Genomic DNA, 23,681 nt, shown 5'->3' with positions numbered 1-23,681 from the left:
CAGCCTGATGTTACGCGCCGCCGGTGCCGGAGACGGAGGGCCCGCCGAGCCCGGTGAGAGCCGCCAGCCGCCGGTACGAGTCCAGCAGCGCGCCCCGGTCGTACGTACTCGTCGTGACCAGGTACTCGTCGGCCGCGGAGCGCGCCAGCAGCTTCCCGAGACCGTCCGCGACCTCCTCCCCGGTGCCGTACAGGTGCCCCCGCTGACCCTCCTCGAACAGCGCGCGCTCGCGTTCCGTCATGTCGGTGGCCAGGACGCTCTCGACGGACGCGAGCGCCGGGAACGCGCCGTGGGTGCGCGAGTACGCGCTCGACCAGGCCTCCGGGAGCAGCAGGCGGCGGGCCTCCTCGGTGGTGGCCGCGACCGCGATCGTGCCGGACACCACCACGTACGGCCGCTCGCCCCAGCCGGAGGGCCGGAAATTCCCCCGGTAGTCCTCGATCGCCCGCAGCATCACGTCCTCGCCGCGCACGGCCGCGATGACCAGCGGCAGCCCGGCCTCGGCCGCGACCCGCGCGCCCTTCCCGGTGGCGAGGACGAACGGCGGCACCCGCAGCCCCTCCGCGGGATGGGCGTGGACCTGCGGATGCGCGCTCTGGGTGCCGGTGAAGTAGCCGAGCAGTTCGGTGAGCTGCCCGGGGAAGTCGTCGGCGTCCCGCTTGTCCCGCCCGAGCGCCTTGCGTATCCCGTCGGTGAAACCGACCGAGCGCCCCAGACCCATGTCGATCCGGCCCGGGAACAGTGCCTCCAGCACCCCGAACTGCTCGGCGACGACGAGCGGTTGGTGATTGGGCAGCATGACTCCGCCGGTACCGACCCGGATCGCCGAGGTCGCGGCGGCCACGGCGGCCGCGAGTACGGTCGGCGCGGAGCCGGCGACCCCCGGCACGCTGTGGTGCTCCGAGACCCAGAAGCGGTGGTACCCCAGCGCCTCGATCTGCTGGGCGAACCGCACGGTGTCCCGCAGCGCCTGCGGGCCGTCCTGCCCCTGACGGGTGCGGGACCGGTCGAGCACGGAGAACGGGATCGTCGCTGTATCGCTCACAACGGTGTCAACGCCGTGGCCGCTTCAGGATTCCCCGGAGCGGCCCGCCGGACGACGGGTCACTCGTCCGCGTCGAGCCGGAAACCGACCTTCAGGCCGACCTGGTAGTGCTCGATCTCCCCGTCGGTGAGATGGCCGCGCACCTGGGTCACCTCGAACCAGTCCAGGCCCCGGAGCGTCTCGGAGGCACGGCTGATGCCCTTGCGGATGGCGTCGTCGACGCCTTCGTGCGAGGTGCCGACGATCTCGGTGACCCGATAGGTGTGGTTCGACATGGGGTCGCTCTCCTCTTCACGTGTCACGGAGCCGCAGGAGCCGCGGCCTCACTCCACCGTGCCCCAGCGAGCCGGACTCCGCGAGGCGGTGCGCCCGGGGCGCGTCCCCGGTCCTGATCCCCGGGTCACCCGGGGATGAACCCGGGGGCGATCCGCACCGGGGCGCTCGTCCGGTGGACGACGTCGTCGGCCGTGACCCCGGGCGCGGTCTCGACCAGCGTGAATCCGTCCGGCGTCACGTCCAGGACACCGAGGTCCGTGATGACGCGGTCGACGCAGGACGTACCGGTCAGGGGCAGCGTGCACGCGGCGACGAGCTTGGGGGAACCGTCCCTGGCGGTGTGCTCCATCAGCACGATCACCCTGCGGGCGCCGTGCACCAGGTCCATGGCACCGCCCATGCCTTTGATCATCTTTCCCGGGATCGTCCAGTTCGCCAGGTCCCCTCGTGCGGAGACCTGCATCCCGCCCAGGACGGCCGCGTCGATGTGACCGCCCCGGATCATCCCGAAGGACAGGGCGGAGTCGAAGAACGAGGCGCCGGGCAGGACGGTGACGGTCTCCTTGCCCGCGTTGACCAGGTCGGGATCGACCTGGTCGGGGGCGGGATACGGTCCGACCCCGAGGATTCCGTTCTCGGACTGGAGCACCACGTCCACCCCGGGCGGGAGGAAGTTCGGCACCAGGGTGGGCAGACCGATCCCGAGGTTGACGTAGGCGCCGTCCGGCAGCTCCACCGCCGCCCGGGCGGCCATCTCTTCCCTGCTCCACGCCATCAGTGCCGCACCGTTCTCTTCTCGATCTCCTTGGCCGCGGCCTGCCCCGGAGTCAGCGGCAGGACCCGTTGGACGAAGATCCCGGGCAGGTGTATCTCGTCGGGGTCCAGGGCGCCCGGTTCGACGAGTTCCTCGACCTCGGCGACCGTGACCCCTCCGGCCATGGCCGCGAGCGGATTGAAGTTCCGGGCCGAGCGGTGGAACACGAGGTTGCCGTGCCGGTCGCCCTTCGCCGCGCGGACCAGCGCGAAGTCGGTGGTGATGGCGTACTCCAGCACATGGGCGTGATCGCCGAAGAGCCGTGTCTCCTTGGGCGGTGAGGCGATGTCGACACCGCCGTCCGGGGCGTAGCGCCACGGCAGCCCGCCCTCGGCGACCTGAGTCCCCACACCGGCGGGCGTGAAGAAGGCGCGGATGCCGCAGCCGCCGGAGCGCAGCCGTTCGGCGAGGGTGCCCTGAGGGACGAATTCGACCTCGACCTCCCCGGCCAGGTACTGGCGGGCGAATTCCTTGTTCTCGCCGACGTACGAGGCGGTCACGCGGGTGATCCGGCCGGCCCCGAGCAGAATGCCCAGCCCCTTGCCGTCGACGCCGCAATTGTTGGAGACCACTTCCAGCGACGAGGCCCCCTGTTCGTGCAGTGCCTGGATCAGCACGCCGGGGATGCCGCTGAGACCGAAGCCGCCTACGGCGAGGGTGGCTCCGTCCCCGATGTCGCGTACCGCGTCAGCGGCGGACTCCACGACCTTGTCCACGCGTTGTCTTCCCTTCATGGCGGTGCCCTGCGGCCGGTGTCACGGGCCGTGGGGCCCGTGACCGGGCCCCACGGTCTTCCGGTGTACTCGTCAGGCGCGGACCAGGCGGTGGCGCAGGGTGCCGATTCCCTCGACGTGGCTGACGAGTTCGTCACCGTCGGCCAGGAAGCGCTTCGGGGTGCGCCCCATCCCCACACCGGCCGGGGTGCCTGTGAAGATCACGTCACCAGGCAGCAGCGGCAGCACCCCGGAGAGGCGCGCGATGAGGTCGGGTACCGAGAAGATCAGCTGCGAGGTGCGGCCCTTCTGCACCTCTTCGCCGTTGACCGAGCAGCCCAGTTCGAGATCGTCGCGGTTCCCGAACTCGTCCGGGGTGACCAGGCAGGGTCCCAGCGGGGCGAAGCCCGGGTGGGACTTGCCGAGGCTGAACTGCGGTACGGGGCCGGAGAGCTGGAGCTCCCGCTCCGAGAGGTCCTGGCCGACGGTCAGCCCGGCGACGTGCTCCCACGCCTCGTCCCGGCTGACCTGCCAGGCATGGCGCCCGATGACCGCGACCAGCTCGACCTCCCAGTCGACGCTGCCGTCGGGCAGCGTGATGTCGCCGTACGGACCGGTCACCGACGAGACGAACTTCGTGAAGACGGGCGGCGTCTCAGGAACGGCGAAGCCGGATTCGTCGGCGTGGTCACGGTAGTTCAGCCCGACGGCCAGGATCTGGCGCGGGCTCGGGACGGGTGACAGCAGGTCGGACTCGTCCACCGCGACCGAGGGCCCTTCGGCCCCCTCCGCCCACGCCTGGAACTCGTCCCACCGTTCGAAGATCTCCTGCGGCTCCGCGGCGAACCGGCCACCACTGGCGCGCTCGACATCGATCCAGCCGTCGTCCTTCCGCAGGACCAACCGGCCGGCCACATTCGCAGTTCGCATCCCACGCTCCCTCACGGGTCATCACCGTGCCCTGCCGAGCCGCAGGGCACAGTCCAGTTATAGATCCAGGCATTCGAGAAATCAAGAAAGTTTCGAAAGTTTGAGGATATTCGAATCCTCGCCCCGCTCCGGATGCCCGCGTCATCCCCCCTGGCTGTGACTGCCGGTCATCAGCGCCGCGAGGTCCTCCGGGTGCAGGAAGGACGGCGGCGGCGGGGGACCCCAGTTGAACAGGCCCTTGGCGCCTTCGAGCGTCTCCGGTGTCCACAGCTGGTCGTCGACGACGCAGTCCATGTCGGAGTAGTACTCGGCGAAATTGCCGGCCGGGTCCTTGAGGTACCAGAAGAAGTTGGAGCCCGCGTGGTGCCGTCCCAGGCCCCATACGTGCCGCTCGGGGTGGTCCTCCAGCATCGCGGTGGCGCCGCGCCCCACGTCGTCGACGTCGTCGACCTGCCAGGAGGTGTGATGGAGGAAGGCGACGGGCGCGGCCATGACCAGGATGTTGTGATGGTCCGTCGAGCAGCGCAGGAAGGCCCCGTGGTCCGCGATGTAGTCACTGGCCTTGAACCCGAGACCGTCCCGGAAGAACGCCGTGGTGGCGGTGAAGTCGGTGGTGCCGACGACCGCGTGCCCGAGCTTGTGCGGCCGTACGGGCTCGGCACGCGAGATGCCGGGAGCACGCGTCCCGGCGCGTTCGGTCCGGCCGGGCCCGTTGTACGGGGTGGCCGGCACGGGGGCGTACACCGGACGCGGCGAGACCTCCAGCACGGCGCGTACGCCCGTGGGGCGGTCGTAGGCGGTCAGCGTGCCGGAACCGAGCTCGGCGGGTACGCCGAGCCGCCGCAGACGGGCGGCGGCCGCCGCGAGGTCGTCCGGATCGTCGACCCCCACGCGTACCTCCACCAGCCGCCGGGTCGGGGCCGCCACGATCCGTAGCTGGCGCCCCCCGTCCCGGGTGGTGAACCACCCCTCCTGGTCCGGGACGAGCCCGAAATCGGCGTAATAGGCGGCTGTCTCGGCGACGTTGGGCACGCCCATGGTGAGGGAGATCAAGCGGTGCAGTGCCATGACGGGGACTCCTTCGTCCGTCGGAGGGCAGGCGGGTGGCGCCCGGGCGTGGAGGGGAACGCGGGAGCGGGCGGGGGCCGCGGGTGCGGAGGGGCGCGGGCGCGGGAACGGGACGGCCGTGGTGGTCCGGCCCGTCCCCGGACGTCCCGGGAGGCCCCTCGCGTCAGGCGCGGTCGCTGTAGAGCGGAATGGCGACCGGCGGCTGGGGGATGAAGCCGCCCTTGCGGTCCATCTGTTCGTACAGGTAGTCGTGGGAGTCGCGCATCCGCCGCAGGGCCGCGTCGACGTCCACGTGCGTCAGCCGCCCTCCCCGCTTGACGATGCGGCCGTCGATGAGGACGGTGTCCACGTTGCCGGAGTTGGTCTGCGAGATGATCGCACCGGCCGGGTCACGGCGGTTCCAGCCGGCCTGGCTGACGCCGCTCATGTCGAGGAGCACGACGTCGGCGCGCTTGCCGGGCGTGAGGGTGCCGGCGAAGCGGTCCACCCCGGCGGCCGCGGCCCCGTTCACGGTCAGCCAGGACAGCGCGTCGCGGGTCCTCCACCTCATGACCTGCGGGGCGATCAGCTTCTCGTAGCCCGGCTGGTCACCGCGCCATCGCGTCGCCTGAAGCACGAGCCGGCCGTGCGAGAGCATGTCCCCGCTGTCGCCGCTCACGCAGTCGATCCCGAGGCTGGGGCCGGGCGTGTACGCGGTGACCTCGCTGATGGCGGGGTAGCCCATGCCCATCTGCATCTCGGTCTCGGCACACACCGAGACCATCGTCCCGGTGCCGCGCAGCATCTCCCACTCCTCCGGAGTGTTGAAGGTGCAGTGCACGAGGAGCAGGTCCGGACCCAGCAGGCCGTAGTCGTTGAGGACTTCGACGTCCTTGAAGAGCTGCCGGACCGCGAGCTGGTTCGCGTGCATCGTGATGCGCGCGCCGAGCTCCCTGGCGAGCTTGAATTCGAGGGCCACCTCCTCGGCGGGCGCGATGGGCAGTTCCTGCGGCGCGATCCCGAACTGGAGCGGCTGCCGGTCCGAGGCGAAGTAGGTGTCGCGGATCTCCTTCGCGAGGCGGGCGCGCGCCTCCAGCCCGCCGAGGTCCGCCGTGCCGGCCTGGCCGCCCGCCCCCTCGGACCACGTGTTGCTGGTGACCGGCGTCAGGCCGTGACCGTAGAGGCCGCGGATTCCCGCGTCCAGCAGACCGGTGACGGCCGCGTGGGCGCCGTCCGGCGTCATGATGTTGTGGCAGTAGTCGACGATCGAGGTGACGCCGGAGTTGATGGCGTCGAGTGCCCCCAGATAATTGCCGACGTACATGTCCTCCGGACGGTACAGCGGCGCCATCTGGAGCCGTACGCCCCGCAGATAGTCGGGGATGTTGCCGTCGGCGAGAATGCCCCGCAGCTGCGTCTGCCAGGTGTGGCGGTGGGTGTCCACCATGCCGGGCATCGCGATCATCTCCGACGCGTCGATGATCTCCGCGTCGGTCACGTCGAGCCGTGGCGCCACGGCGACGATCCCGCCGTCCTCGATGAGGATGTCGGCGCGCTCGAAATCACCGAGCTCCGCGTCCATGGTCACCACTGCGGCCTGGCTGATCAGAATTCTCACTGTGTCCCCTTTGACACGCGATGGTCGGCCGGTCGGCCGGTGTCGGTCCACGGATCGACAATGGTCTTGATCTGGCGGGGATTTCCCTGCGACAGGGGTAGGAGGCCGTCGGCGAGGAGTTCGGAGAGCGGGATGACGTCTTCGGCGATGTCGTCCCACCCCACGGTCGCCGCACGCGCCGCGAGAAGGCGTACCGCTTCGGGGATGTCCTCGGCGAAGACGTGGGCGACGGTGCCCACCACCGTGTACTCCCGAAGGGTCCAGGCCAACAGGTCGGCCGGGTACGTCTTCTTCTGCAGCCCGACCGGGACGATCACGGCTCCGGGGCGCGCGACCCCGAGAATCGCCTCCAGGCCCTGCGCGGAACCGCTCACCTCGAAGAGCACGTCCGGATCGAACCCGAGCTCCGCGAGCTGTTCGGCGAGCGGCGCCTCACCGGCGAGCGCCACGGCGGTGGCACCCAGATCCCGGGCCAGCCGCAGACGGTCCTTGTTGAGATCGATCACCAGGACCCGCGCCCCGGTGGCGGCGGCGACGTACGTCAGGAAGGCGCCGATCCCGCCGGCTCCGACGACCACGGCGTCCTGGCCGGAGCGCAGACCGCTGCGCCGGACGGAGTGCACCGCGACGGCCAGCGGCTGGGCCAGTGCCAGCGTGTCGGTGGACAGCCCCGAGTCCGAGACGTCGTGGAGAATGCCGGCCGGCACGGCGGCGTACTGGGCCATGCCTCCGTCGCGGTGGTAGCCGACGGTGTGGTATGAGCGGCACAGGTTGGTGCGTCCGGCCCGGCACATCCGGCAGTCGCCGCACGACACCCCCGCGCCGCAGACGACCGTCGCCCCGGGGACCAGGCCCTCGACCCCCGTACCCGTCCGGGCCACGGTGCCGACGAACTCGTGTCCCAGCACGACGGGAGGAAAGCCGCCGTCGGCGTCCGGCCGGATCATGTGCGGTCCATGGGCGTATTCCGCCGCGTCGCTCCCGCAGATTCCGGCGGCGGAGACTCTGACGAGAACCTCACCGGCGCCGGGTTCGGGAATGGCGACATCCTCGATCCGCAGATCGAGCGGACCGTGGAAAACGGCCGCTTTCATGACCGTCGCCTCACCGATCGGATACATCGTCCACGATTCCTTGGGTGGTGTGACCGGGGAGGTGCGGTATCTCGATCTGCACGGCCTGACGGTCCGCGATCATGTGGTCGGTCCATGTGCGCAACACCGCGACATGCGCGGGGTGATCGAGGTACGCGTGCAGGCTCTCGGCGTCGTCGACGGCCGAGACGACCGCGAAGTCGGCGCCGCCCGGCCGCAGACGCAGATTCCGGCCGCAGCTGTAGAAACGGAGCATGTGGAGTTTCGACGCCATTTCCTTGAGTTCACGCGTCAGTGCTTCGACGGACGACTCGGGAACGCCGTCTTTCCACGTGAACGTGACCGTATGAAGAATCATGAAATCTCTGCCCTCTCCTGCCTTCCGCGGACGCTTTTCCTCCGCGGACACCCCCGAGTCACGAGCACGGGACAGTCGCTGTCCGGTCCGCTCCGCGGCACGCGTGGTTCCGGTGCGTGGTTCCGGTGCGGGGATCGGACGACTTCCGCCGGGCATGCCGGCGGTCGCCGCCACCGCGCGGCTCGCATCCTCAGGACCGGCCCGGTCTCTTCGGGTGGTAGGGCGAGTGTTACGCAGAGTTTTTCGAGTAGTCAATGCTCTTTCGAAAGTTTGCGGTAAAGTCGACGAGCCGCCGCGGTATGGCTACGATGGCGAGGTGACGAGGGGAACCCAGACACGCGTCGAGGCGGTCTACGAGAGCCTGCGCGCCGACATCCTGTCCGGTCGGCTGGCGCCCGGCAGCCGCCTGAAATTCCCGGAGTTGGGGGAGCGGTACGGGGTCAGCGTGGGCGCGGCCCGCGAGGCGCTGACCCGGCTGACCTCGGAAGGCTTCGTCCTTGCCCAGCCACGGCACGGGTACCAGGTCAGGCCGCTGACCCAGGCCGACCTCATCGAGCTGACCGACGCACGCCTGGAGATCGAGGCGCTGGTCTTCCGGCGTTCCGTCCAGGACGGCGACATGCGCTGGGAGTCCGAGGTCGTGGCAGCGCATCACGTGCTGGAACGGACCCCGCTCATCGCCGAAGGGGAACCGCCGCAGGTCACGGAGGGCTGGTCGGCCGCGCACGCGCACTTCCACCTGGCCCTGCTCGCCGGCTGCCGGAACGGCAGGCTGCTCTCCCTCGCCCAGCAGTTGCGCGGTGAGGCCGAGTTGTACCGCCGCTGGTCGGTCAGCATGGGTAGCGAACCGGACCGGGATCTCGCCGCGGACCATCGCGAACTCATGGAAGCCGCTGTCGCGCGGGATGCCGGGCTGGCCTCCGACCGGCTCCGCCGGCACATCTCCCATACGACCCGGCTGCTGCTCGCGTTCGCCCGGGAAGCGGAGCGGACCGACGCCGCCGACGCCTCCTGACGGGCCGCGCCCTCGCCCGATTCGGCTCACCGGCAGGCGAGACGCCGGCGACGGGCTTCAACTGACCTTTTCTGCAGAAAAATCCGCTTCTTTCGCCGGGCTTCGTCCCCCGTCGCCCCTCCCGTCACCGGCTCAACTTGACCGTCCCCGGGGGCGGGGCCAAAATCCCACACACCCGTGCGAACGATGTTCGCTCCCCCACGTCGGGTTCTCACTTCGTGCCGCCACGCCAGAAGGTTGACCTACGTGAAGAACCGCTGCCTCATCTGTTCCATGGCTCTTGTGTCCTCCGTCGCGCTCGGCGGTTGCGGCATGTTGCCGGGCGGGGGTGGCGGCACCACCACGGTCACCGTCTGGCTGATGAAGGACAGCGTCTCGGACGACTTCCTCAAGCGCTTCGTCACCGACTACGAGAAGGAACACCCGTCCGTCGAGCTGGACATCAAGATCCAGGAGTGGACCGGGATCGGGCAGAAGGTGCTCGGCGCACTGGCGGGTGACGACACACCGGACGTGATCGAGGTCGGCAACACCCAGGTCGCCCAGTACGCGGAGACCAGGAATCTGCGCGACCTCACCCTGGAATCGGTACGGGACCTGGGCAGCGAGGACTGGCTGCCGGGCCTCGCCGATCCGGGCAGCATCAACGGCGCGCAGTTCGGCATCCCCTGGTACGCGGCCAACCGGATCGTGATCTACAACAAGGACCTGTTCGCGCTCGCCGGGATCAAGAAGCCGCCGAAAACCCGCCAGCAGTGGCTGGCGGACACCGAGAAGCTGAACCGCGGCGACAACCAGGGCATCTATCTCGCGGGCCAGGACTGGTACACCCTCGCCGGCTTCATCTGGGACGAGCACGGCGAACTCGCCGTCGAAGCGGGCGGCGAATTCCAGGGCGCCATCGACTCGCCCGCAGCGCTCAAGGGCATGGCCTTCTACAAGGACCTGCAGTCGCTGGGCGACGGGCCGAAGAACTCCGACGAGGCGAAGCCCCCGCAGGCCGAACTCTTCGCCAAGGGCGACATCGCCCAGATCATCAGCACCCCCAACGCGGCGCGGATCATCGAGGAGCGCAATCCCGAACTCAAGGGAAAGCTCGGCTTCTTCCCCATCCCCGGCAAGACCGCGGACAAGCCCGGTGCCGTGTTCACCGGCGGATCCGACCTGATCGTGCCGAAGAAGTCGAGCCACCACTCGGCCGCCGTCGAGGTCGTCACGGCGCTGGCGGGCCAGAAATGGCAGACCGATCTCGCCAGGACCATGAGCTACGTACCGAACAAGGCGTCCCTCGCCGGGGTCATCGGCGGCGACGAGAGCACGGCGGCGATGGCCGCCGGCGCGGCACAGGGCCGGGCCACCCCGAACTCACCGCAGTGGGCGAGTGTGGAGGCCGACAACCCGATCAAGCCGTACATGACGGCCGTGCTGGAGGGCAAGGACCCGGAGGAGGAGGCGAAGGCCGCCGCGCAGCGCATCTCGGCGGCGCTCGCCTCCGGCTGAGCCACGCGCCGCGCGGGGCGCCGAACACCCTGGGGGCCGGCCCTTCCCGCCGTCCCCGCCGTGCCCGCCGTGCCCCGTGCCGTTCCGCCGTACGGTGACGGGTGACTTGGCGTCAGCCCGTGCCCCGATCGCTCACTGCCGGCCACGGGGACTTCGCGTCAGCCCGTGGCCCGATCGCTCACTGCCGGGCACGGTCCGGGCATGGTGCCGGGCCCGGCCGTCCGGGCCGGGGCGTGCTGCCGGGGGTGGTTCGGGCCGGGTGCGGGGCGGGCCGGTCCGCCGGGTGGCTCGGGAGATCGTGTCGGCCGTGGCCCGCCCGCCTGCCGCCCGGCGCCCCCCGGGGGGGCAGGCCGTCCCGGCCATTCAGCCGCCCCACATCCGCTCTCCGCCATGCGGTCATGTCGAATCCAGCCGGCCACGGAAGAAACAGGGTGTCGGGCCACGCGGCAGCGTGAGCCCCGGCCCCTGCCTCTCCCACCGGCACAGGAGTCAGCCATGTCCCTCATCGCCCCCGCTCCGCTCACCGCCCCCACCACCGCCCCCGGCGCCGAGCCCCGCTATGTGGTCTCCCTCGCCCGCGACCAGGAGGACATACGGGCCGCGCAGCGGCTGCGTCACCTGGTCTTCGCCGGAGAGATGGGGGCCAGGCTCGACAGCCCCGAGCCCGGCCTGGACATCGACGCCTTCGACGCCTACTGCGACCACCTGCTGGTGCGGGAGGAGCGCACCGGTGAGGTCGTCGGAACGTACCGGCTGCTGCCGCCCGACCGCGCCCGCGCCGCCGGACGGATCTACTCCGACAGCGAATTCGACCTCTCCCGGCTCGGCCCGGTCCGCCACGACCTGGTGGAGGTCGGCCGTTCCTGCGTCCACCCCCTGCACCGCACCGGCGCTGTCATCGCCCTCATCTGGGCCGGGCTCGCCCGCTACATGACCGTCGGCGGGTACGAGTGGCTGGCGGGCTGCTGCTCCATCCCGCTCGCCGACGGCGGCGCCCTGGCATCCGCGACCTGGAACACTGTCAAGGACAACCACCTCGCCCCCGAGGAGTACTGGGTGACCCCGCACCGCCTCTGGACCCCGGTGAGCGCCGCCGCCGCGACCCCGTCCGAACTGCCGCCGCTGCTGCGCGGTTACCTCCGGCTCGGCGCCTGGGTCTGCGGAGCGCCCGCGCACGACCCGGAGTTCGGCGTCGCCGACCTGTACGTACTGCTGTCGATGCGCCGCGCCAACCCCCGCTACCTGCGGCACTTCCTCTCCCTCGCGCCGGGCGCGTGAGCGCCTGGCTGCCCGCCGCGCCCTGCACCCCGCAGGACTGCGGCACACACGACGGTCCCAGGGCCGGGGCGGCGGCCGCGGGCGTCCGGCTGGTGACGGGGATCGCCGTCGTCCTGGCCGGAGTGCTGCTGACACCGCTCGTGGCACTGCTCGGCGCGACGGTACGGGACCGGCTGACCCGGCGCTGGGCACGGACGGTGCTCCGGGCCTTCGGCCTGCGGGTCCGGGTGACCGGGGAGCCGGAGCCGCGCCGGGGGCCCGGGGTGCTTGTCGTCGCCAACCACATCTCCTGGCTGGACATACCGCTGCTGGCCGCGGTCCTCCCGGGCCGGATGCTGGCCAAGAGCGAGATACGGCGCTGGCCGGTGCTGGGCGCGCTGGCCGCCCGGGGCGGCACGCTGTTCGTGGAGCGCGAGCGGCTGCGGGCGCTGCCCGGCACCGTACGGTCGCTCAGCGCCGCGCTGAGCGCCGGTTCGCGGGTGGTCGTCTTTCCCGAGGCGGTCACCTGGTGCGGGCGCGAACAGGGCCGGTTCACCACGGCCGTCTTCCAGGCCGCACTGGACGCGGGCACGGCCGTCAGGCCCGTACACCTCGCCTTCCGCGCACCGGACGGGCGGCTCTCGGGCGCCCCGGCGTTCGTCGGGGACGACACCCTGCCCGCCTCCCTGTGGCGGGTGGCGGCGGCCGGCGGGCTCACCGCGGAGATCACGGTCCTGCCGCTGATCCCCGCCGGGCGCCACACCGACCGCCGCGCGCTGGCCCGGGCGGCGGAGAAAACCGTCGCCCGGACCGCCGTCGCCCGGACCGCCGCTCAGACCCCCGCTGCCCGGACCGCCGCTCAGACCACCGTCGCGAGCGACAGCGCGAAGCGTCCCGCCTCGTCGGTCCACCAGTGCGTCAACGTCATTCCCGCAGATGCCAGTTCGGCGCGCACACCCTCCTGACGGAATTTCGCCGACACCTCCGTACGCACCTCCTCGCCGGCCTCGAAGTGCGCCACCAGATCCAGTTCGCGGACCTTGACGGTCAGGGCCCGGCGCGCCCGCAGCCGCATCTCGATCCACTCCCGCTCCGGATCCCAGCGGGCCACATGGTCGAAATCGTCCAGCTCGAAGTCCGCGCCGAGCTCCCGGTTGATGACCGTGAGGACGTTCTTGTTGAACGCGGCCGTCACTCCGGCCGCGTCGTCGTAGGCCTTGACCAGTACGGACCCGTCCTTCACCAGATCCGTTCCGAGCAGCAGCGCGTCGCCCGGCGCCAGCAGCGCCCGCACCGACGACAGGAAGGCCGCGCGCTCGGCGGGCAGCAGATTGCCGACCGTCCCGCCCAGGAACGCGACCAGCCGGGGGCCCGGCGTGTCCGGCAGTTCGAGACCGGCGGTGAAATCGGCGATCAGCGCGTGCACCTGGAGCGCCGGATGCTCCGCCAGCAGCCCTTCGGCGGCCCCGGCCAGCGCGCTCTCGCTCACGTCGACCGGCACGTAACTGTGCAGCCCGGTCAGCGCGTCGAGCAGATGACGGGTCTTCTCGGAGGAGCCGGACCCCAGCTCGATCAGGGTGCGCGCCCCGGTCGACGCCGCGATCTCCGAGGCGCGGGCGATCAGGATCTCCCGCTCCGCGCGGGTCGGGTAGTACTCCGGCAGCCGGGTGATCTCCTCGAACAGTTCGCTGCCCCGGGCGTCGTAGAACCACTTGGGCGGCAGCATCCTCGGTGTACGGGTCAGCCCCTGGAGCACATCGGCGCGCAGCGCGGCGCCGGTGGCGTTCTCGGGCAGGGTGCGGGTCAGCAGGTACGGGCTCACGCGGGGGGCTCCTTGAGGGGAGAGAGCGACACGTCGGTGCGGGTCACCACCAGCAGACTGCGGTCGGGGACTTCGCGCCAGCGCGGATCGTCGTCGTACGGCTCGGAGGCCACCACGGAACCGCTGCCCGGCCCGGCGAGATACCAGAGCGTGTCGCCCCAGGCGGTCGCCGCGATGCGCTCGCCGTCGGTGACCAGCAGATTGAGCCGGGACGCGGGGGCGGCGGCCGCCACGTCGAGGACGGTGCCGGACAGGGCCTCGCCGAGCGAATCCCCGGCCCGCAGCCGGTGCAGCAGCAGCGCCCACACCAGCGCGGAATCGTTGCGGGCCGCCAGGGACAGCAGTTCCCCGGCGGGGAGCGTCGTCGCCAGTTCCGCGAGGCTCCCGGGCCAGCCGCCGACCGAGCCGTTGTGGCTGAACAGCCACGGACCGGCGGCGAAGGGCGCCGCGGCCGCCTCACCGTCGGCGCCCGGCACGGTGGCGTCCCGTACCGCCGCGAGCAGCGCTCCGGTACGGATCACCCGGGCCAGATCGGTGAGGCCGAGGTCGGCCCAGATGGGGCCGGGGCGCCGGTACCGCGCGGGCACCGGATCACCCTCGGCGTACCAGCCGACCCCGAAGCCGTCCGCGTTGACGGTCCCGTGGTGCTGCCGGCGCGGCGCCCACGACTGCCGGTACAGCGCGTGCGGCGGTGCGATCAGCAGCTCGCCCATCGCCACAGGGGGTCCCAGGTAAGCGATATGACGGCACATCAGAGATCCCTGGCGGTACGGAAGCCGGAGAAGATCTGACGGCGGACCGGCAGGTCCCAGTTGCGGAACGTCCCGCGACAGGCGACCGGGTCCACCGCGAACGACCCGCCCCGCAGCACCTTGTGCGCACCGCCGAAGAACACCTCGGAGTACTCGCGGTACGGAAAGGCCACGAAGCCCGGATAGGGCAGGAAGTCACTCGACGTCCACTCCCAGACATCCCCGAGCAACTGCCGCACGCCGAGCGGCGACGCGCCCTCGGGATAGCTTCCGGCGGGGGCCGGCTGGAGATGGCGCTGGCCGAGATTGGCCCGCTCCTCGGTCGGGTCCTCGTCACCCCACGGATGGCGCAGCGAGCGCCCGGAGACGGGATCGTGCCGGGCGGCCTTCTCCCACTCCTCCTCGGTGGGCAGCCGCCGCCCCGCCCAGCGGGCGTACGCGTCGGCCTCGTACCAGCTCACATGCAGCACCGGTTCGTCCGCCGGGACCGGCTCCGGCGCGCCGAAGCGGCGGCGCAGCCACTGGCCGCCCTCCCGCCGCCAGAACAGCGGCGCGCCGATGCCGTGCTCGCGGATCTGGTCCCAGCCCTCGGGGGCCCACCACCGCTCGTCCGTGTAGCCGCCGTCGTCGATGAAGTGCTGGTAGTCGCCGTTGGTCACCGGCACGGTGTCGATGAAGAAGGCCGGGACGAGCCGCTGGTGCGCCGGGCGTTCGTTGTCCAGCGCCCAGGGCTCCGAGGACGTGCCCATCATGAACGACCCGGCCGGGACGAGGACTTCGGCGGGCAGCCCCCGGGTGTCGCCGGCCGGTGGCGGGGGAGCGGTCAGCGCGGCCGGGCCCCGCCGCAACTGGTGCGTGATGAGCATCGTCTCGTCGTGCTGCTGCTCGTGCTGGGCGATCATCCCGAACGCGAACCCCGCGTCCAGCAGCGGACCGCCGTGCAGCGGGCTGCGTTCGATGACGTCCAGGACCCGGCCCCGTACGTCGGAGGCGTACGCCCGCGCCTCGGCGGGCGGCAGCAGCGGCAGCGTGGGCCGTGCGGACCGCGGATGCTCGAACGCGTCGTACACCGAGTCGATCTCGGGGCGGATCGCGGCGCGGCCGCCGACGGTCCGCAGCAGCCACTGCTCCTCCTGATTGCCGATGTGCGCCAGATCCCAGACCAGCGGCGACATCAGGGGCGAGTGCTGCGCGGTCAGATCGTGGTCGTCGACACAGGAGGTCAGCAGAGCGGTACGGTCCCGGGCCGCCGTCAGGGACTCGACGGCGCGCCGCCTGAGCTGTTCGGTGGGTACGTCGGGAGTCGCGGTCGTCCGGGCATCGGTCGCCTCGTCGGGCTGGTCGGTCATGAGAGGAGATCCTTCCCGGTGACGGGGGCGCGCAGATCGTCGGCGGGGCAGCGGCCCCGCAGGACATAGCGGTCGTTGAAGGCCGCGACCGCTTCCCGCACAGCCGGGGTGGCACCGAGGCGCGGAAGCGCTTCCTGGGCGACGGCGAAACAGGCCGTCGCGGCGGCGTGCAGCTCGGGATCGGCCAGGCCGTGCCGCGCGGCGTTGACCCAGAGCTGATTGCGGGGCGCCGGCAGCGCCCCCGCGGTCTCGGCGAGTGCCTTGACCGTGCGGTAGGCGGTCTCCGACGCCTCCGGATCGTCGAACAGCGCGGTGGTGACGGCGAGCGGCACCATCCAGCCGTCCGCCCCGCGCTGCGCGTCGATCATCCGCAACTCCAGATGCCCGCGCGGCCGGACCGGCGGGAAGAGCGTGGTGAGGTGGTACGCGAGATCGGAACGGGACGGCGGCCGCGGCAGCCCCGACCGGATCCAGTCCCGGAAGCTCAGACCCTCCGGCACGGCCCAGGGCCCCTTGGCCGCCCGGATACACATCACCGGAGCGTCCAGCGCGTGCGCGGTCCACGCGCCTCGTGGCTCGCGCCGCGCGGGCGGTGCGGCGGTGCGCGCCGGGTCCAGCTGAGCCCACATCGCCTGCCGCGTGGAGCGCCAGCCGGTCCGCCCGCCGTTGCGCAGGGGCGAATTGGCGAACGCGGCGACCAGCACCGCGCCCAGCAGGTGGGCGAGCTGCCAGCGCCGCCCGTAGCCCAGCGGCCCCGGCTCCTCGTGCCCCGCGTCCAGGCAGACCTGGATGGAGGCCGTCGTCCGCATCATGGCCCGCCCGGCCGGACCGATCCGGTCCAGGTAGGTCTCCATCGCGTCGTAGCGCGGCTCACGCAGCATCCGGTGCGGGGTGTGCCAGGGGTCCTGGCCGAGGCCGGTGAGCCGGAGTCCCGCCGTACGCAGCGCGCCGCGTACGGCGTCCAGGTCGGCGGCGGTGGAGGTCACGCACTCCATCAATGACGCGGCGGGCTGCGAGCTGAGCTCCAGCTGACCGCCGGGTTCGAAGGTGAGTGACGATGTCAGGCGCAGGGTCCGCAGGCCGTCGAACGCCTCTCTGAGGCGGTGGGCCGGGACCGGTCGTTCGGGGGATCGCAGATCATGGACGAGCCATTCGAGTTCGACGCCCACGGTGCGCGGTGGACCCGTCTTGAAACAGATGCCGTGCACCAGGTGCTCGGCCTCGTCCTCGCCGATCGCTGATCCGTCGTCGCTGAACACGTCGGATGGCATGGCCGGATCCTCCTGTCGAAGACCGTGACCGGACTCCGCCCCGGGGTCGGGGGGAGCGCTTCGTCCAACCTAAAGCCACTCGTGCCGCTACGCACAAGAGTGCCCTTACGGTCACCTTTTCATCAGTAATCCGTTTGCCCGGCGCGACACCCGTGACGCACGATGCGGAGCATGAGTGCGCGCTTGCGGGGGATCGCGAAGGAAACCGAGGAGATCGTCCGAACGGGGAGCTACCGCTGCCCGGAGGGCCGGCGGGTGGTGATCGGACCGGCTCTGGACGCGGCGCTGGCCGGAACCCGGATGTACGGCCCCGACCCGGTGCCGGTCACCCCGGACGCGGACCGCCCGGACACGGAGAGTGGTAGGCAGCGCTCAACGGTCATCGAGGTCACCGGCGAGTCCAGTCTGGCGGCGGCGGCCCGTTTGACCATGGCCGGTCCTGGCGCCGTGGCCGTCCTCGCCTTCGCCTCCGCGCGCAACCCCGGCGGCGGGTACCTGAACGGCGCGCAGGCCCAGGAGGAGGCGCTCTGCCGGGCCTCCGCCCTGTACGCCACGCTGTTGCGCGCGCCAGGGTTCTACGCGCACCACCGCGCGGACCGGGACGTGTTCTACACCGACCGGGTGATCCACTCACCGGGCGTGCCGGTCTTCCGCGACGACCGGGGCCGGCTGCTCGGCACCCCGTTCCACGTCGGCTTCCTCACCTCGCCCGCGCCGAACGCGGGGGTGATCGCGCGGAACGCGCCCGGCGCGGTCCACCGGATCCCCGCCGTTCTCGCCGCCCGCGCCGAACGGGTACTGGAGACGGCCGCGGCGTGCGGTTACCGGCGGCTGGTGCTGGGCGCCTGGGGCTGCGGGGTCTTCGGCAACGACCCGGCGCGGGTCGCGGACGCCTTCCGGGCGCTGCTCACCGGCGTCGGACGGTTCGCGGGCCACTTCGACGAGGTGGTCTTCGCCGTACTGGACCGGACGGCGGGCGCGACCACGCTCGGCGCGTTCCGGCTGGCCTTCGCCGGGCAGCTCCAGCCGTAGGCCCGCCCCCCGGCCGCCGTGAGGCCGCCGTGAGGCGGCCGGGGGGCGGTCACCAGGGCGTCCCGTGCCGCTCCCCGCGAGCGTCGCCCCCGTCGCACAGGCGTATCGCCGGTCGCGGCATCAGCTCCAGCCGTACAGCTCCTTGAGCCGGTTCACGACCAGGTTGAAGCGTCCCCGGTCCAGGGCGCACGCCTCGCGCCGCATGCCTTTCTCGTGGACCCGCAGCACCCGGTCGACGGCCACCCAGGACTCGCGGCCCGCGCGGTCCCACGGCCCCACCCCGAGCGGCACCCACTCCCGGTCGCGGTCGTGGCGCTTGCTGGACAGCTGTACGGCGAGCAGCGTGCCGGCCGCCTCCCGGGCGACCACCAGTACCGGACGGTCCTTGCCCCGGCCGTCGTTCTCCTCGAAGGGCACCCAGGTCCAGACGATCTCGCCGGGGTCGGGGTCGCCGTCGTGCTCCGGGGCGTACGAGGTGCGGACCGGGCCCGCCCGGCGGGCCTCGGCCTCGGTCGTCGCGGTCGGCCCGCTCCGGCCGGGCAGGTCTTCGTCGGCGTGGTCGTGCGTGCTGGGAGAGAAGGTCATGCGCATGACGTTAGAACCTGCCCGATCCGGCGCGCGGAGCGGGTCGCGGTACGAGACGCGCGGTCCCGCATGTCCTTCGGGGGCGCCTTCGGGGGCGATGGGGTGAGATGGGGACGCGGTACGCGCCGCAGACCCCCGGGGCGCGGCCGGCGACATGCGCGGGCACCGGAGGGTGGCTACCGTCGCCGCATGACTACCGTTCCGCAGCGCTTCGAGATCCTGCTGGTCGCCCCCGAGGGCCACGACGGCACGTTCGCGTCGTCGCACGCCCTGCGCTCGGCCGTCGTCGAGGCCACCGGCGACACGGGAGAGTCCGGCTACCCGCGCTACGCGGGCAACGGCATGGTGGCCGACATCGACCCGGAGACGCGCACGGTCGAAGGACTGCTGATCGACGGCTACGAAGTGGACTACGGCCTGTCGGTGCGCGTGGTGGACGTACCGGTGGCCTGACGGCCTGCCCCCCGCGCCGTCGACACCTCGCTCCCTGGGCCCCGCCCCTCGGCCTCCTCGGCGCGTCCGCCGCTGACGCCCGTTGACAGCGATCGGCGCGCGGCAGAGACTCGGCTCCACCTGGTGAACCAACGTTCACCGGAAGCGCCGCGCCGCGCCGGCGGGGCGCGGGAGAGAAGCCGGAGATCCGATGAGCATTCGCGACGTCTACATCGTCGACGCCGTCCGCACCCCGATCGGGAAATTCGGGGGCGCCCTCTCCTCCGTACGCCCCGACGACCTCGCCGCCCACGTGGTGCGGTCACTCGTGGGACGCTCGCCGGACCTCGATCCGGCCAGGATCGACGACGTGGTCCTCGGGGACGCGAACGGCGCGGGCGAGGACAACCGCGACGTGGCCCGCATGGCGGTCCTGCTGGCCGGACTGCCGGTCTCCGTGCCGGGAGTGACCGTCAACCGTCTCTGCGGCTCCGGCCTCGAAGCCGTCATCCAGGCCGCCCGCGCGGTCGCCCTCGGCGACGCCTCCGTCGTCGTGGCGGGCGGTGTCGAGTCGATGTCGCGGGCGCCCTGGGTCATGCGGAAACCGGAACGCGCCTTCCCGGCCGGGCACGAGCAGCTCCACTCGACCACCCTGGGCTGGCGGATGACCAACCCGGAGATGCCCGCCGAATGGACCGTCGCGCTCGGCGAGGGCGCCGAACTCATCGCGGACAAGCACGCCATCAGCCGCGTGGAGCAGGACGCCTTCGCGCTCGCCAGCCACCGCAAGGCCGCCGGGGCGTGGGCCTCGGGACTCTACGACGTCGAGGTCGTCCCGTACGACGGTGCGGAGCTGACCCGCGACGAATGCGTCCGCGACAACACCTCGATGGAGGCCCTCGCCCGGCTGCGTCCGGCCTTCCGTACCGACGGGACGGTGACGGCCGGGAACGCCTCACCCCTCAACGACGGCGCCGCCGCCCTGCTCCTCGTGGACGAGGCCGGGCTGCGCGAGACCGGCCGGGAACCGCTCGCCCGGATCAGGGCCTCAGCGGTCACCGGCATCGAGCCGCAGCTCTTCGGCCTCGGCCCGGTGGAGGCGGTCCAGCGCGCCCTCGGCAAGGCCGGCCGCACCTTCGCCGACCTCACCACGTTCGAACTCAACGAGGCGTTCGCCGCACAGGCGCTGGGCTGCCTGGCCGCATGGCCCGACCTCGACCCGGCCCTGGTCAACCCGCGCGGCGGAGCCATCGCCCTGGGCCACCCCCTGGGTGCCTCCGGCGCTCGCCTCGCCGGGTCGGTCGCCCATCAACTCGCCGCGGCGGGCTCCGGTACGGGTGTCGCGGCGCTCTGTATCGGCGTGGGTCAGGGCCTCGCGCTCGTCCTCGAACGCTGACGGCCCGTCCGGCCGCCGCCCGAAGACCTCAGCCGGCGTCCCCGGCCGCCTTGGCGTCCGCCTCGGCGACCGACTTGCGCACGTCGTCCATGTCCAGCGCGCGCGCCTGGCCGATCACGTCCTCCAGGGCCGCCTCGGGCAGCGCGCCGGGCTGGGCGAAGATCGCGACATTGTCCCGGACGATCATCAGCGTGGGAATCGAGGTGATCTCGAACGCGGCCGCCAGCTCCTGCTGCGCCTCCGTGTCGACCTTGGCGAAGACCAGGTCCCCGTGACGCTCCGAGGCCTTCTCGTAGACCGGGGCGAACTGACGGCACGGACCGCACCAGGAAGCCCAGAAGTCGATCAGGACGAAGTCGTTCTCCGACACGGTCCGGTCGAAGTTCTCCTTGGTGAGTTCCATCGTGGCCATTGCCTGATACCTCTTCCTCGTCTGCGGGTGAAGCCGCCTGGTGGAACGGTGTGCGCCACCGCGGTATTCCTCGCCCGTTCCCCGCGATCGTGTGGCCATGTGCGGCGGCCCGTACAAGACTGATCGCATGACGGAAGCGATGGAGTACGACGTGGTGGTGCTGGGCGCGGGACCGGTCGGGGAGAACGTCGCCGACCGGGCCAGGGCCGCCGGGCTGAGCGTGGCGGTCGTGGAGAGCGAACTGATCGGCGGCGAGTGTTCCTACTGGGCCTGCATGCCCAGCAAGGCCCTGCTGCGCCCGGCCATCGCGCGCGCGGAGGCCCGCCGCGTGCCGGGCCTGCGCCGGTCCGTGCGGGGGCCGCTCGACGCCCCGGCCGTGCTCGCCAACCGCGACGCGTTCACCTCGCACTGGAAGGACGACGGCCAGGTCGCCTGGCTCGACGGCCTCGGTGCCCATATCCACCGGGGACACGGGCGGCTGGACGGGACGAAGAAGGTCACCGTCACCGGCGCCGGTGGCGAGCGGCGGACACTGACCGCGCGTCACGCCGTCGCCGTCTGCACGGGCAGCCGGGCCCTCCTTCCCGACCTGCCGGGACTCGCCGGCGCCAGCCCCTGGACGAGCCGGGAGGCGACCAGCTCCCAGCAGGTCCCGGACCGGCTGGTGGTGGTCGGCGGGGGAGTCGTGGGCGTGGAGATGGCCACCGCGTGGCGGGCGCTCGGCTCCGAGGTCACGCTGCTCGTCCGGGGCGGCGGCCTGCTGCCGAAGATGGAGCCCTTCGCCGGTGAGCTGGTCGCCGAGGCACTGACGGAAGCGGGCGCCACCGTCCGTACGGGTGTCTCGGTCAGCGCGGTCGAACGCGACGGAGGCACCGGCCCCGTGACGGTCGTGCTGGACGGCGGCGAGCGGATCGAGGCCGACGAGGTGCTCTTCGCCACCGGCCGCGCGCCGCGCACGGACGACCTCGGCATGGAGTCGGTCGGCCTCGAAGCGGGCTCCTGGCTCACGGTCGACGACAGCTGCCGGGTCGAGGGCAGCGACTGGCTCTACGCGGTCGGCGACGTGAACCACCGCGCCCTCCTCACCCACCAGGGCAAGTACCAGGGCCGGATCGCGGGCGCCGCCATCGCGGCCAGGGCCGCGGGCGTACCCGTACTGGAGACCGACCCGTGGGGCGCCCACGCCGCCACCGCCGACCACGCGGCCGTCCCGCAGGTCGTCTTCACCGACCCGGAGGTCGCCTCGGTCGGCCTGAGCCTCGCCGAGGCCGAAGCGGCCGGCCACCGTGTCCGCGCGGTCGACTACGACCTGGGCGCCGTCGCGGGAGCGAGCCTCTACGCCGACGGCTACCGAGGCCGCGCCCGCATGATCGTCGACCTCGACCGCGAGATCCTGCGCGGCGTCACCTTCGTCGGCCCGGCCGTCGGAGAGATGCTCCAGTCCGCCACGATCGCGGTCGTCGGCGAGGTCCCCGTCGACCGCCTGTGGCACGCCGTCCCGGCCTATCCGACGATCAGCGAGATCTGGCTGCGGCTGCTGGAGACGTACCGCGGTTAGGGACGGACGGCGGCCCGCACAGCCCGTTGACAAGCACGACGGCGGCTTCCGGCCGGCGGCGGGACAACGGCACGGCCACCGCCGGGACGGCCAACGGGAGGAAGAGGTCCAGAACCAGGGAGGCCGTGGTCGCGTCCCAGAACCCGTAGCCGGCGGCGGCGAGCGAACCCCACAGAGCCACGTCGCCGCACACAGGAGGATGTCCTCTGGATGTGTCATCTGTCCGGGTCGATTTGGTGTCCGTCACAGCGGAACAAGCTCAGTGGTGCAGACAGCCGAACGTGGCCCCGGGAGAGGCCCCTGCGATCGTGTGTCCCATGGGTGAACTGGTGGAGCGGGTCGATGAACAGGACCACGTCGTGGCGGTCGTCGACCGTGGAGAGGCAATTCGGGAGCGCTGGCCGCACCGCATCGCGACAATCGTGTGCCGCAGCGGCGATGGACGGATCCTCGTACACCGTCGCCCGGACGATGTATCCCGCTTCCCGGGGCAGTTCAACTGGATGCTCGGTGGCGCCGTCGACGTCGGCGAGTCGTACGAGGAAGCCGCGGCCAGGGAACTGGCGGAGGAGCTCGGGGTCCACGCTGATCCCCGCTTCGTGCTCAAGTTCCTGTGCGACGGTGTGATCAGCCCCTACTGGCTGGGCCTTCATGAAGCCGTGATCACAGCACCAGTTCAACCTGACCCCCAGGAAGTCGCCTGGTTCGACTGGCTGACAGAGACCGAACTCGAAGAGATCGTCCGCCGTTCCGAGTTCGTCCCGGATGCCCGCGAGGCATTCGACCGATATCGAGCGATGCTGTAACCGCCGCGCGCCTGCGCGATCGCCGTCCACCCTCCCTTGGGATCGCAGGGAACGTAGACCCGATAGCCATGGGCGTTCGCCCGGGTGGCCACCGACTTGGCCGGCGCGGACCTGCCCATACCGATGATCCCGGCCAAGACGGCGTTCGGATTCGTGAAGCCCTCGATCCGCCCATTGCTGGAGAGCGAGACCGGGTCGTCGTAGGCGGTGGGGCCATCCTGGTTGACGGTCTTCGTCGTGAACGGGTCGCTGACCGAAGCCACTTCGCCGGAGGAGGCCCGCAGCTGATTCAGCGCCCCTCGACATCGGCCCGGTGTGACTTACCGAGGTTGTCCTCGCCGGGGGCGCGCAGCACCACGCGTGCGCCGGCGTTCTCCGCGTTGGCGGCCGGGAAGCGGTCCTCCAACAGGTCGAACGCCTTCTGTGCCTCGGTGCCCGGCAAGGAGATCGACGTCGACGCGGTTCCGGAGCGCTGGGAGCTTTCTCGGAAACGTGGCTTTCGATAGCGCCGCAGCGCCGCAGCGCCGCAGCGCCGCAGCGCCGCAGCGCCGCAGCGCCGCAGCGCCGCAGCGCCGCAGCGCCGCAGCGCCGCAGCGCCG

At 71.8% G+C, this 23,681-nt stretch carries 24 protein-coding genes and 2 pseudogenes; 9 read left to right on the top strand and 17 right to left on the bottom strand.

Going from position 1 to position 23,681, the window contains the following annotated elements:
- Positions 1–10 precede the first annotated feature (10 nt).
- From ACIBAE_RS13960 to ACIBAE_RS13920, 9 genes are all read right to left on the bottom strand, one after another.
- Entirely contained in the window at positions 11–1,045 is a 1,035-nt protein-coding gene (locus tag ACIBAE_RS13960) for an LLM class flavin-dependent oxidoreductase (RefSeq protein WP_399284809.1), read from the bottom strand.
- Between the two features lie 59 nt (positions 1,046–1,104).
- Positions 1,105–1,320, bottom strand: coding sequence for a dodecin (locus ACIBAE_RS13955; protein WP_399284807.1), 216 nt, complete (start codon positions 1,318–1,320; stop codon positions 1,105–1,107).
- Between the two features lie 125 nt (positions 1,321–1,445).
- Complete coding sequence (locus ACIBAE_RS13950) at positions 1,446–2,096, bottom strand: CoA transferase subunit B (RefSeq protein WP_399284805.1); 651 nt, start codon at positions 2,094–2,096, stop codon at positions 1,446–1,448.
- Positions 2,096–2,851 carry a CoA transferase subunit A gene (locus ACIBAE_RS13945; protein ID WP_399284803.1) on the bottom strand — a complete coding sequence of 252 codons (756 nt, stop codon included), beginning with the start codon at positions 2,849–2,851 and terminating at the stop codon, positions 2,096–2,098. The genes ACIBAE_RS13950 and ACIBAE_RS13945 overlap by 1 nt, the downstream gene beginning before the upstream one ends.
- A 90-nt stretch (positions 2,852–2,941) precedes the next feature.
- Positions 2,942–3,778, bottom strand: a complete 837-nt coding sequence (locus ACIBAE_RS13940) for a fumarylacetoacetate hydrolase family protein (RefSeq protein ID WP_399284801.1) — start codon at positions 3,776–3,778, stop codon at positions 2,942–2,944.
- Positions 3,779–3,919: 141 nt separating this feature from the next.
- Positions 3,920–4,846, bottom strand: a complete 927-nt coding sequence (locus tag ACIBAE_RS13935) for a VOC family protein (protein ID WP_399284799.1) — start codon at positions 4,844–4,846, stop codon at positions 3,920–3,922.
- 163 nt (positions 4,847–5,009) lie between these two features.
- Entirely contained in the window at positions 5,010–6,443 is a 1,434-nt protein-coding gene (locus ACIBAE_RS13930; protein ID WP_399284797.1) for an amidohydrolase family protein, read from the bottom strand.
- On the bottom strand, positions 6,440–7,564 hold the full coding sequence (locus tag ACIBAE_RS13925) for a zinc-binding dehydrogenase (protein ID WP_399284795.1): 1,125 nt from the start codon (positions 7,562–7,564) through the stop codon (positions 6,440–6,442). The genes ACIBAE_RS13930 and ACIBAE_RS13925 overlap by 4 nt, the downstream gene beginning before the upstream one ends.
- Complete coding sequence (locus tag ACIBAE_RS13920; protein WP_399284793.1) at positions 7,548–7,895, bottom strand: Dabb family protein; 348 nt, start codon at positions 7,893–7,895, stop codon at positions 7,548–7,550. Before ACIBAE_RS13920 ends, ACIBAE_RS13925 begins: the two co-directional genes overlap by 17 nt.
- A gap of 316 nt (positions 7,896–8,211) precedes the next feature.
- Between ACIBAE_RS13920 and ACIBAE_RS13915 the strand changes: the two genes are divergently transcribed.
- The 4 genes from ACIBAE_RS13915 to ACIBAE_RS13900 all read left to right on the top strand — a co-directional run bounded on the left by ACIBAE_RS13915 (position 8,212) and on the right by ACIBAE_RS13900 (position 12,632).
- Entirely contained in the window at positions 8,212–8,910 is a 699-nt protein-coding gene (locus ACIBAE_RS13915; RefSeq protein WP_399284791.1) for a GntR family transcriptional regulator, read from the top strand.
- Positions 8,911–9,156: 246 nt separating this feature from the next.
- On the top strand, positions 9,157–10,410 hold the full coding sequence (locus tag ACIBAE_RS13910) for an extracellular solute-binding protein (RefSeq protein ID WP_399285046.1): 1,254 nt from the start codon (positions 9,157–9,159) through the stop codon (positions 10,408–10,410).
- A 495-nt stretch (positions 10,411–10,905) separates the two neighbouring features.
- Positions 10,906–11,688, top strand: coding sequence for a GNAT family N-acetyltransferase (locus tag ACIBAE_RS13905; protein ID WP_399284789.1), 783 nt, complete (start codon positions 10,906–10,908; stop codon positions 11,686–11,688).
- Positions 11,685–12,632, top strand: coding sequence for a lysophospholipid acyltransferase family protein (locus tag ACIBAE_RS13900; protein ID WP_399284787.1), 948 nt, complete (start codon positions 11,685–11,687; stop codon positions 12,630–12,632). The genes ACIBAE_RS13905 and ACIBAE_RS13900 overlap by 4 nt, the downstream gene beginning before the upstream one ends.
- Here ACIBAE_RS13900 and egtD read toward each other — a convergent pair.
- From egtD to egtA, 4 genes are read right to left on the bottom strand one after another with little or no spacing between them, the layout of a single operon-like run.
- On the bottom strand, positions 12,527–13,489 hold the full coding sequence (egtD, locus tag ACIBAE_RS13895; RefSeq protein ID WP_399284785.1) for an L-histidine N(alpha)-methyltransferase: 963 nt from the start codon (positions 13,487–13,489) through the stop codon (positions 12,527–12,529). The genes ACIBAE_RS13900 and egtD overlap by 106 nt on opposite strands.
- A complete protein-coding gene (gene egtC / locus ACIBAE_RS13890) occupies positions 13,486–14,241 on the bottom strand; it encodes an ergothioneine biosynthesis protein EgtC (RefSeq protein ID WP_399284783.1) in 756 nt (251 codons plus the stop codon). Before egtC ends, egtD begins: the two co-directional genes overlap by 4 nt.
- Complete coding sequence (egtB, locus tag ACIBAE_RS13885) at positions 14,241–15,590, bottom strand: ergothioneine biosynthesis protein EgtB (protein WP_399284782.1); 1,350 nt, start codon at positions 15,588–15,590, stop codon at positions 14,241–14,243. The genes egtC and egtB overlap by 1 nt, the downstream gene beginning before the upstream one ends.
- Positions 15,587–16,861, bottom strand: a complete 1,275-nt coding sequence (egtA, locus tag ACIBAE_RS13880) for an ergothioneine biosynthesis glutamate--cysteine ligase EgtA (RefSeq protein WP_399284780.1) — start codon at positions 16,859–16,861, stop codon at positions 15,587–15,589. Before egtA ends, egtB begins: the two co-directional genes overlap by 4 nt.
- A gap of 171 nt (positions 16,862–17,032) precedes the next feature.
- Here egtA and ACIBAE_RS13875 point away from each other — a divergent pair, with 171 nt between their 5' ends.
- Positions 17,033–17,893 carry a TIGR02452 family protein gene (locus ACIBAE_RS13875; RefSeq protein ID WP_399284779.1) on the top strand — a complete coding sequence of 287 codons (861 nt, stop codon included), beginning with the start codon at positions 17,033–17,035 and terminating at the stop codon, positions 17,891–17,893.
- A gap of 120 nt (positions 17,894–18,013) precedes the next feature.
- On the opposite strand, the gene ACIBAE_RS13870 is transcribed toward ACIBAE_RS13875, so the two are convergent.
- Complete coding sequence (locus ACIBAE_RS13870; RefSeq protein ID WP_399284777.1) at positions 18,014–18,478, bottom strand: type II toxin-antitoxin system PemK/MazF family toxin; 465 nt, start codon at positions 18,476–18,478, stop codon at positions 18,014–18,016.
- Between the two features lie 189 nt (positions 18,479–18,667).
- Here ACIBAE_RS13870 and ACIBAE_RS13865 point away from each other — a divergent pair, with 189 nt between their 5' ends.
- Complete coding sequence (locus tag ACIBAE_RS13865) at positions 18,668–18,931, top strand: hypothetical protein (protein WP_399284776.1); 264 nt, start codon at positions 18,668–18,670, stop codon at positions 18,929–18,931.
- A 190-nt stretch (positions 18,932–19,121) separates the two neighbouring features.
- Positions 19,122–20,306, top strand: a complete 1,185-nt coding sequence (locus ACIBAE_RS13860) for a thiolase family protein (protein ID WP_399284775.1) — start codon at positions 19,122–19,124, stop codon at positions 20,304–20,306.
- A gap of 28 nt (positions 20,307–20,334) precedes the next feature.
- Here the strand turns inward: ACIBAE_RS13860 and trxA are convergent, their stop codons facing one another.
- Positions 20,335–20,718, bottom strand: a complete 384-nt coding sequence (trxA, locus tag ACIBAE_RS13855; protein ID WP_399284773.1) for a thioredoxin — start codon at positions 20,716–20,718, stop codon at positions 20,335–20,337.
- Between the two features lie 127 nt (positions 20,719–20,845).
- Here trxA and ACIBAE_RS13850 point away from each other — a divergent pair, with 127 nt between their 5' ends.
- On the top strand, positions 20,846–22,276 hold the full coding sequence (locus tag ACIBAE_RS13850; protein ID WP_399284771.1) for a dihydrolipoyl dehydrogenase family protein: 1,431 nt from the start codon (positions 20,846–20,848) through the stop codon (positions 22,274–22,276).
- A 317-nt stretch (positions 22,277–22,593) separates the two neighbouring features.
- Entirely contained in the window at positions 22,594–23,082 is a 489-nt protein-coding gene (locus ACIBAE_RS13845) for an NUDIX hydrolase (RefSeq protein WP_399284770.1), read from the top strand.
- On the opposite strand, the pseudogene ACIBAE_RS13840 reads toward ACIBAE_RS13845, so the two are convergent.
- Positions 23,070–23,279 (bottom strand): annotated as a pseudogene (locus ACIBAE_RS13840) (ATP-binding protein); the annotation flags it as partial. The gene ACIBAE_RS13845 and the pseudogene ACIBAE_RS13840 sit on opposite strands and share 13 nt — an antisense overlap.
- Before the next feature lie 92 nt (positions 23,280–23,371).
- Positions 23,372–23,681 (bottom strand): annotated as a pseudogene (locus ACIBAE_RS13835) (MMPL family transporter); the annotation flags it as partial.

This window comes from Streptomyces sp. NPDC051569 (genome assembly GCF_044454085.1).
Classification (GTDB): Bacteria; Actinomycetota; Actinomycetes; order Streptomycetales; family Streptomycetaceae; genus Streptomyces.
Note: the sequence above shows the minus strand (reverse complement) of the source record. Positions and strands in the feature narration are given on the sequence as shown.

Excerpts from the sequence above, each read along its gene's own strand:
- ACIBAE_RS13870 (WP_399284777.1), bottom strand. The coding sequence starts at position 18,478 with ATGACCTTCTCTCCCAGCACGCACGACCACGCCGACGAAGACCTGCCC.
- egtB (WP_399284782.1), bottom strand. The coding sequence starts at position 15,590 with ATGACCGACCAGCCCGACGAGGCGACCGATGCCCGGACGACCGCGACT.
- egtA (WP_399284780.1), bottom strand. The coding sequence starts at position 16,861 with ATGCCATCCGACGTGTTCAGCGACGACGGATCAGCGATCGGCGAGGAC.
- ACIBAE_RS13940 (WP_399284801.1), bottom strand. The coding sequence starts at position 3,778 with ATGCGAACTGCGAATGTGGCCGGCCGGTTGGTCCTGCGGAAGGACGAC.
- ACIBAE_RS13905 (WP_399284789.1), top strand. The coding sequence starts at position 10,906 with ATGTCCCTCATCGCCCCCGCTCCGCTCACCGCCCCCACCACCGCCCCC.
- ACIBAE_RS13935 (WP_399284799.1), bottom strand. The coding sequence starts at position 4,846 with ATGGCACTGCACCGCTTGATCTCCCTCACCATGGGCGTGCCCAACGTC.
- trxA (WP_399284773.1), bottom strand. The coding sequence starts at position 20,718 with ATGGCCACGATGGAACTCACCAAGGAGAACTTCGACCGGACCGTGTCG.
- egtC (WP_399284783.1), bottom strand. The coding sequence starts at position 14,241 with ATGTGCCGTCATATCGCTTACCTGGGACCCCCTGTGGCGATGGGCGAG.
- ACIBAE_RS13860 (WP_399284775.1), top strand. The coding sequence starts at position 19,122 with ATGAGCATTCGCGACGTCTACATCGTCGACGCCGTCCGCACCCCGATC.
- ACIBAE_RS13865 (WP_399284776.1), top strand. The coding sequence starts at position 18,668 with ATGACTACCGTTCCGCAGCGCTTCGAGATCCTGCTGGTCGCCCCCGAG.
- ACIBAE_RS13920 (WP_399284793.1), bottom strand. The coding sequence starts at position 7,895 with ATGATTCTTCATACGGTCACGTTCACGTGGAAAGACGGCGTTCCCGAG.
- ACIBAE_RS13955 (WP_399284807.1), bottom strand. The coding sequence starts at position 1,320 with ATGTCGAACCACACCTATCGGGTCACCGAGATCGTCGGCACCTCGCAC.
- ACIBAE_RS13875 (WP_399284779.1), top strand. The coding sequence starts at position 17,033 with ATGAGTGCGCGCTTGCGGGGGATCGCGAAGGAAACCGAGGAGATCGTC.
- ACIBAE_RS13950 (WP_399284805.1), bottom strand. The coding sequence starts at position 2,096 with ATGGCGTGGAGCAGGGAAGAGATGGCCGCCCGGGCGGCGGTGGAGCTG.
- ACIBAE_RS13845 (WP_399284770.1), top strand. The coding sequence starts at position 22,594 with ATGGGTGAACTGGTGGAGCGGGTCGATGAACAGGACCACGTCGTGGCG.
- ACIBAE_RS13850 (WP_399284771.1), top strand. The coding sequence starts at position 20,846 with ATGACGGAAGCGATGGAGTACGACGTGGTGGTGCTGGGCGCGGGACCG.
- ACIBAE_RS13925 (WP_399284795.1), bottom strand. The coding sequence starts at position 7,564 with ATGTATCCGATCGGTGAGGCGACGGTCATGAAAGCGGCCGTTTTCCAC.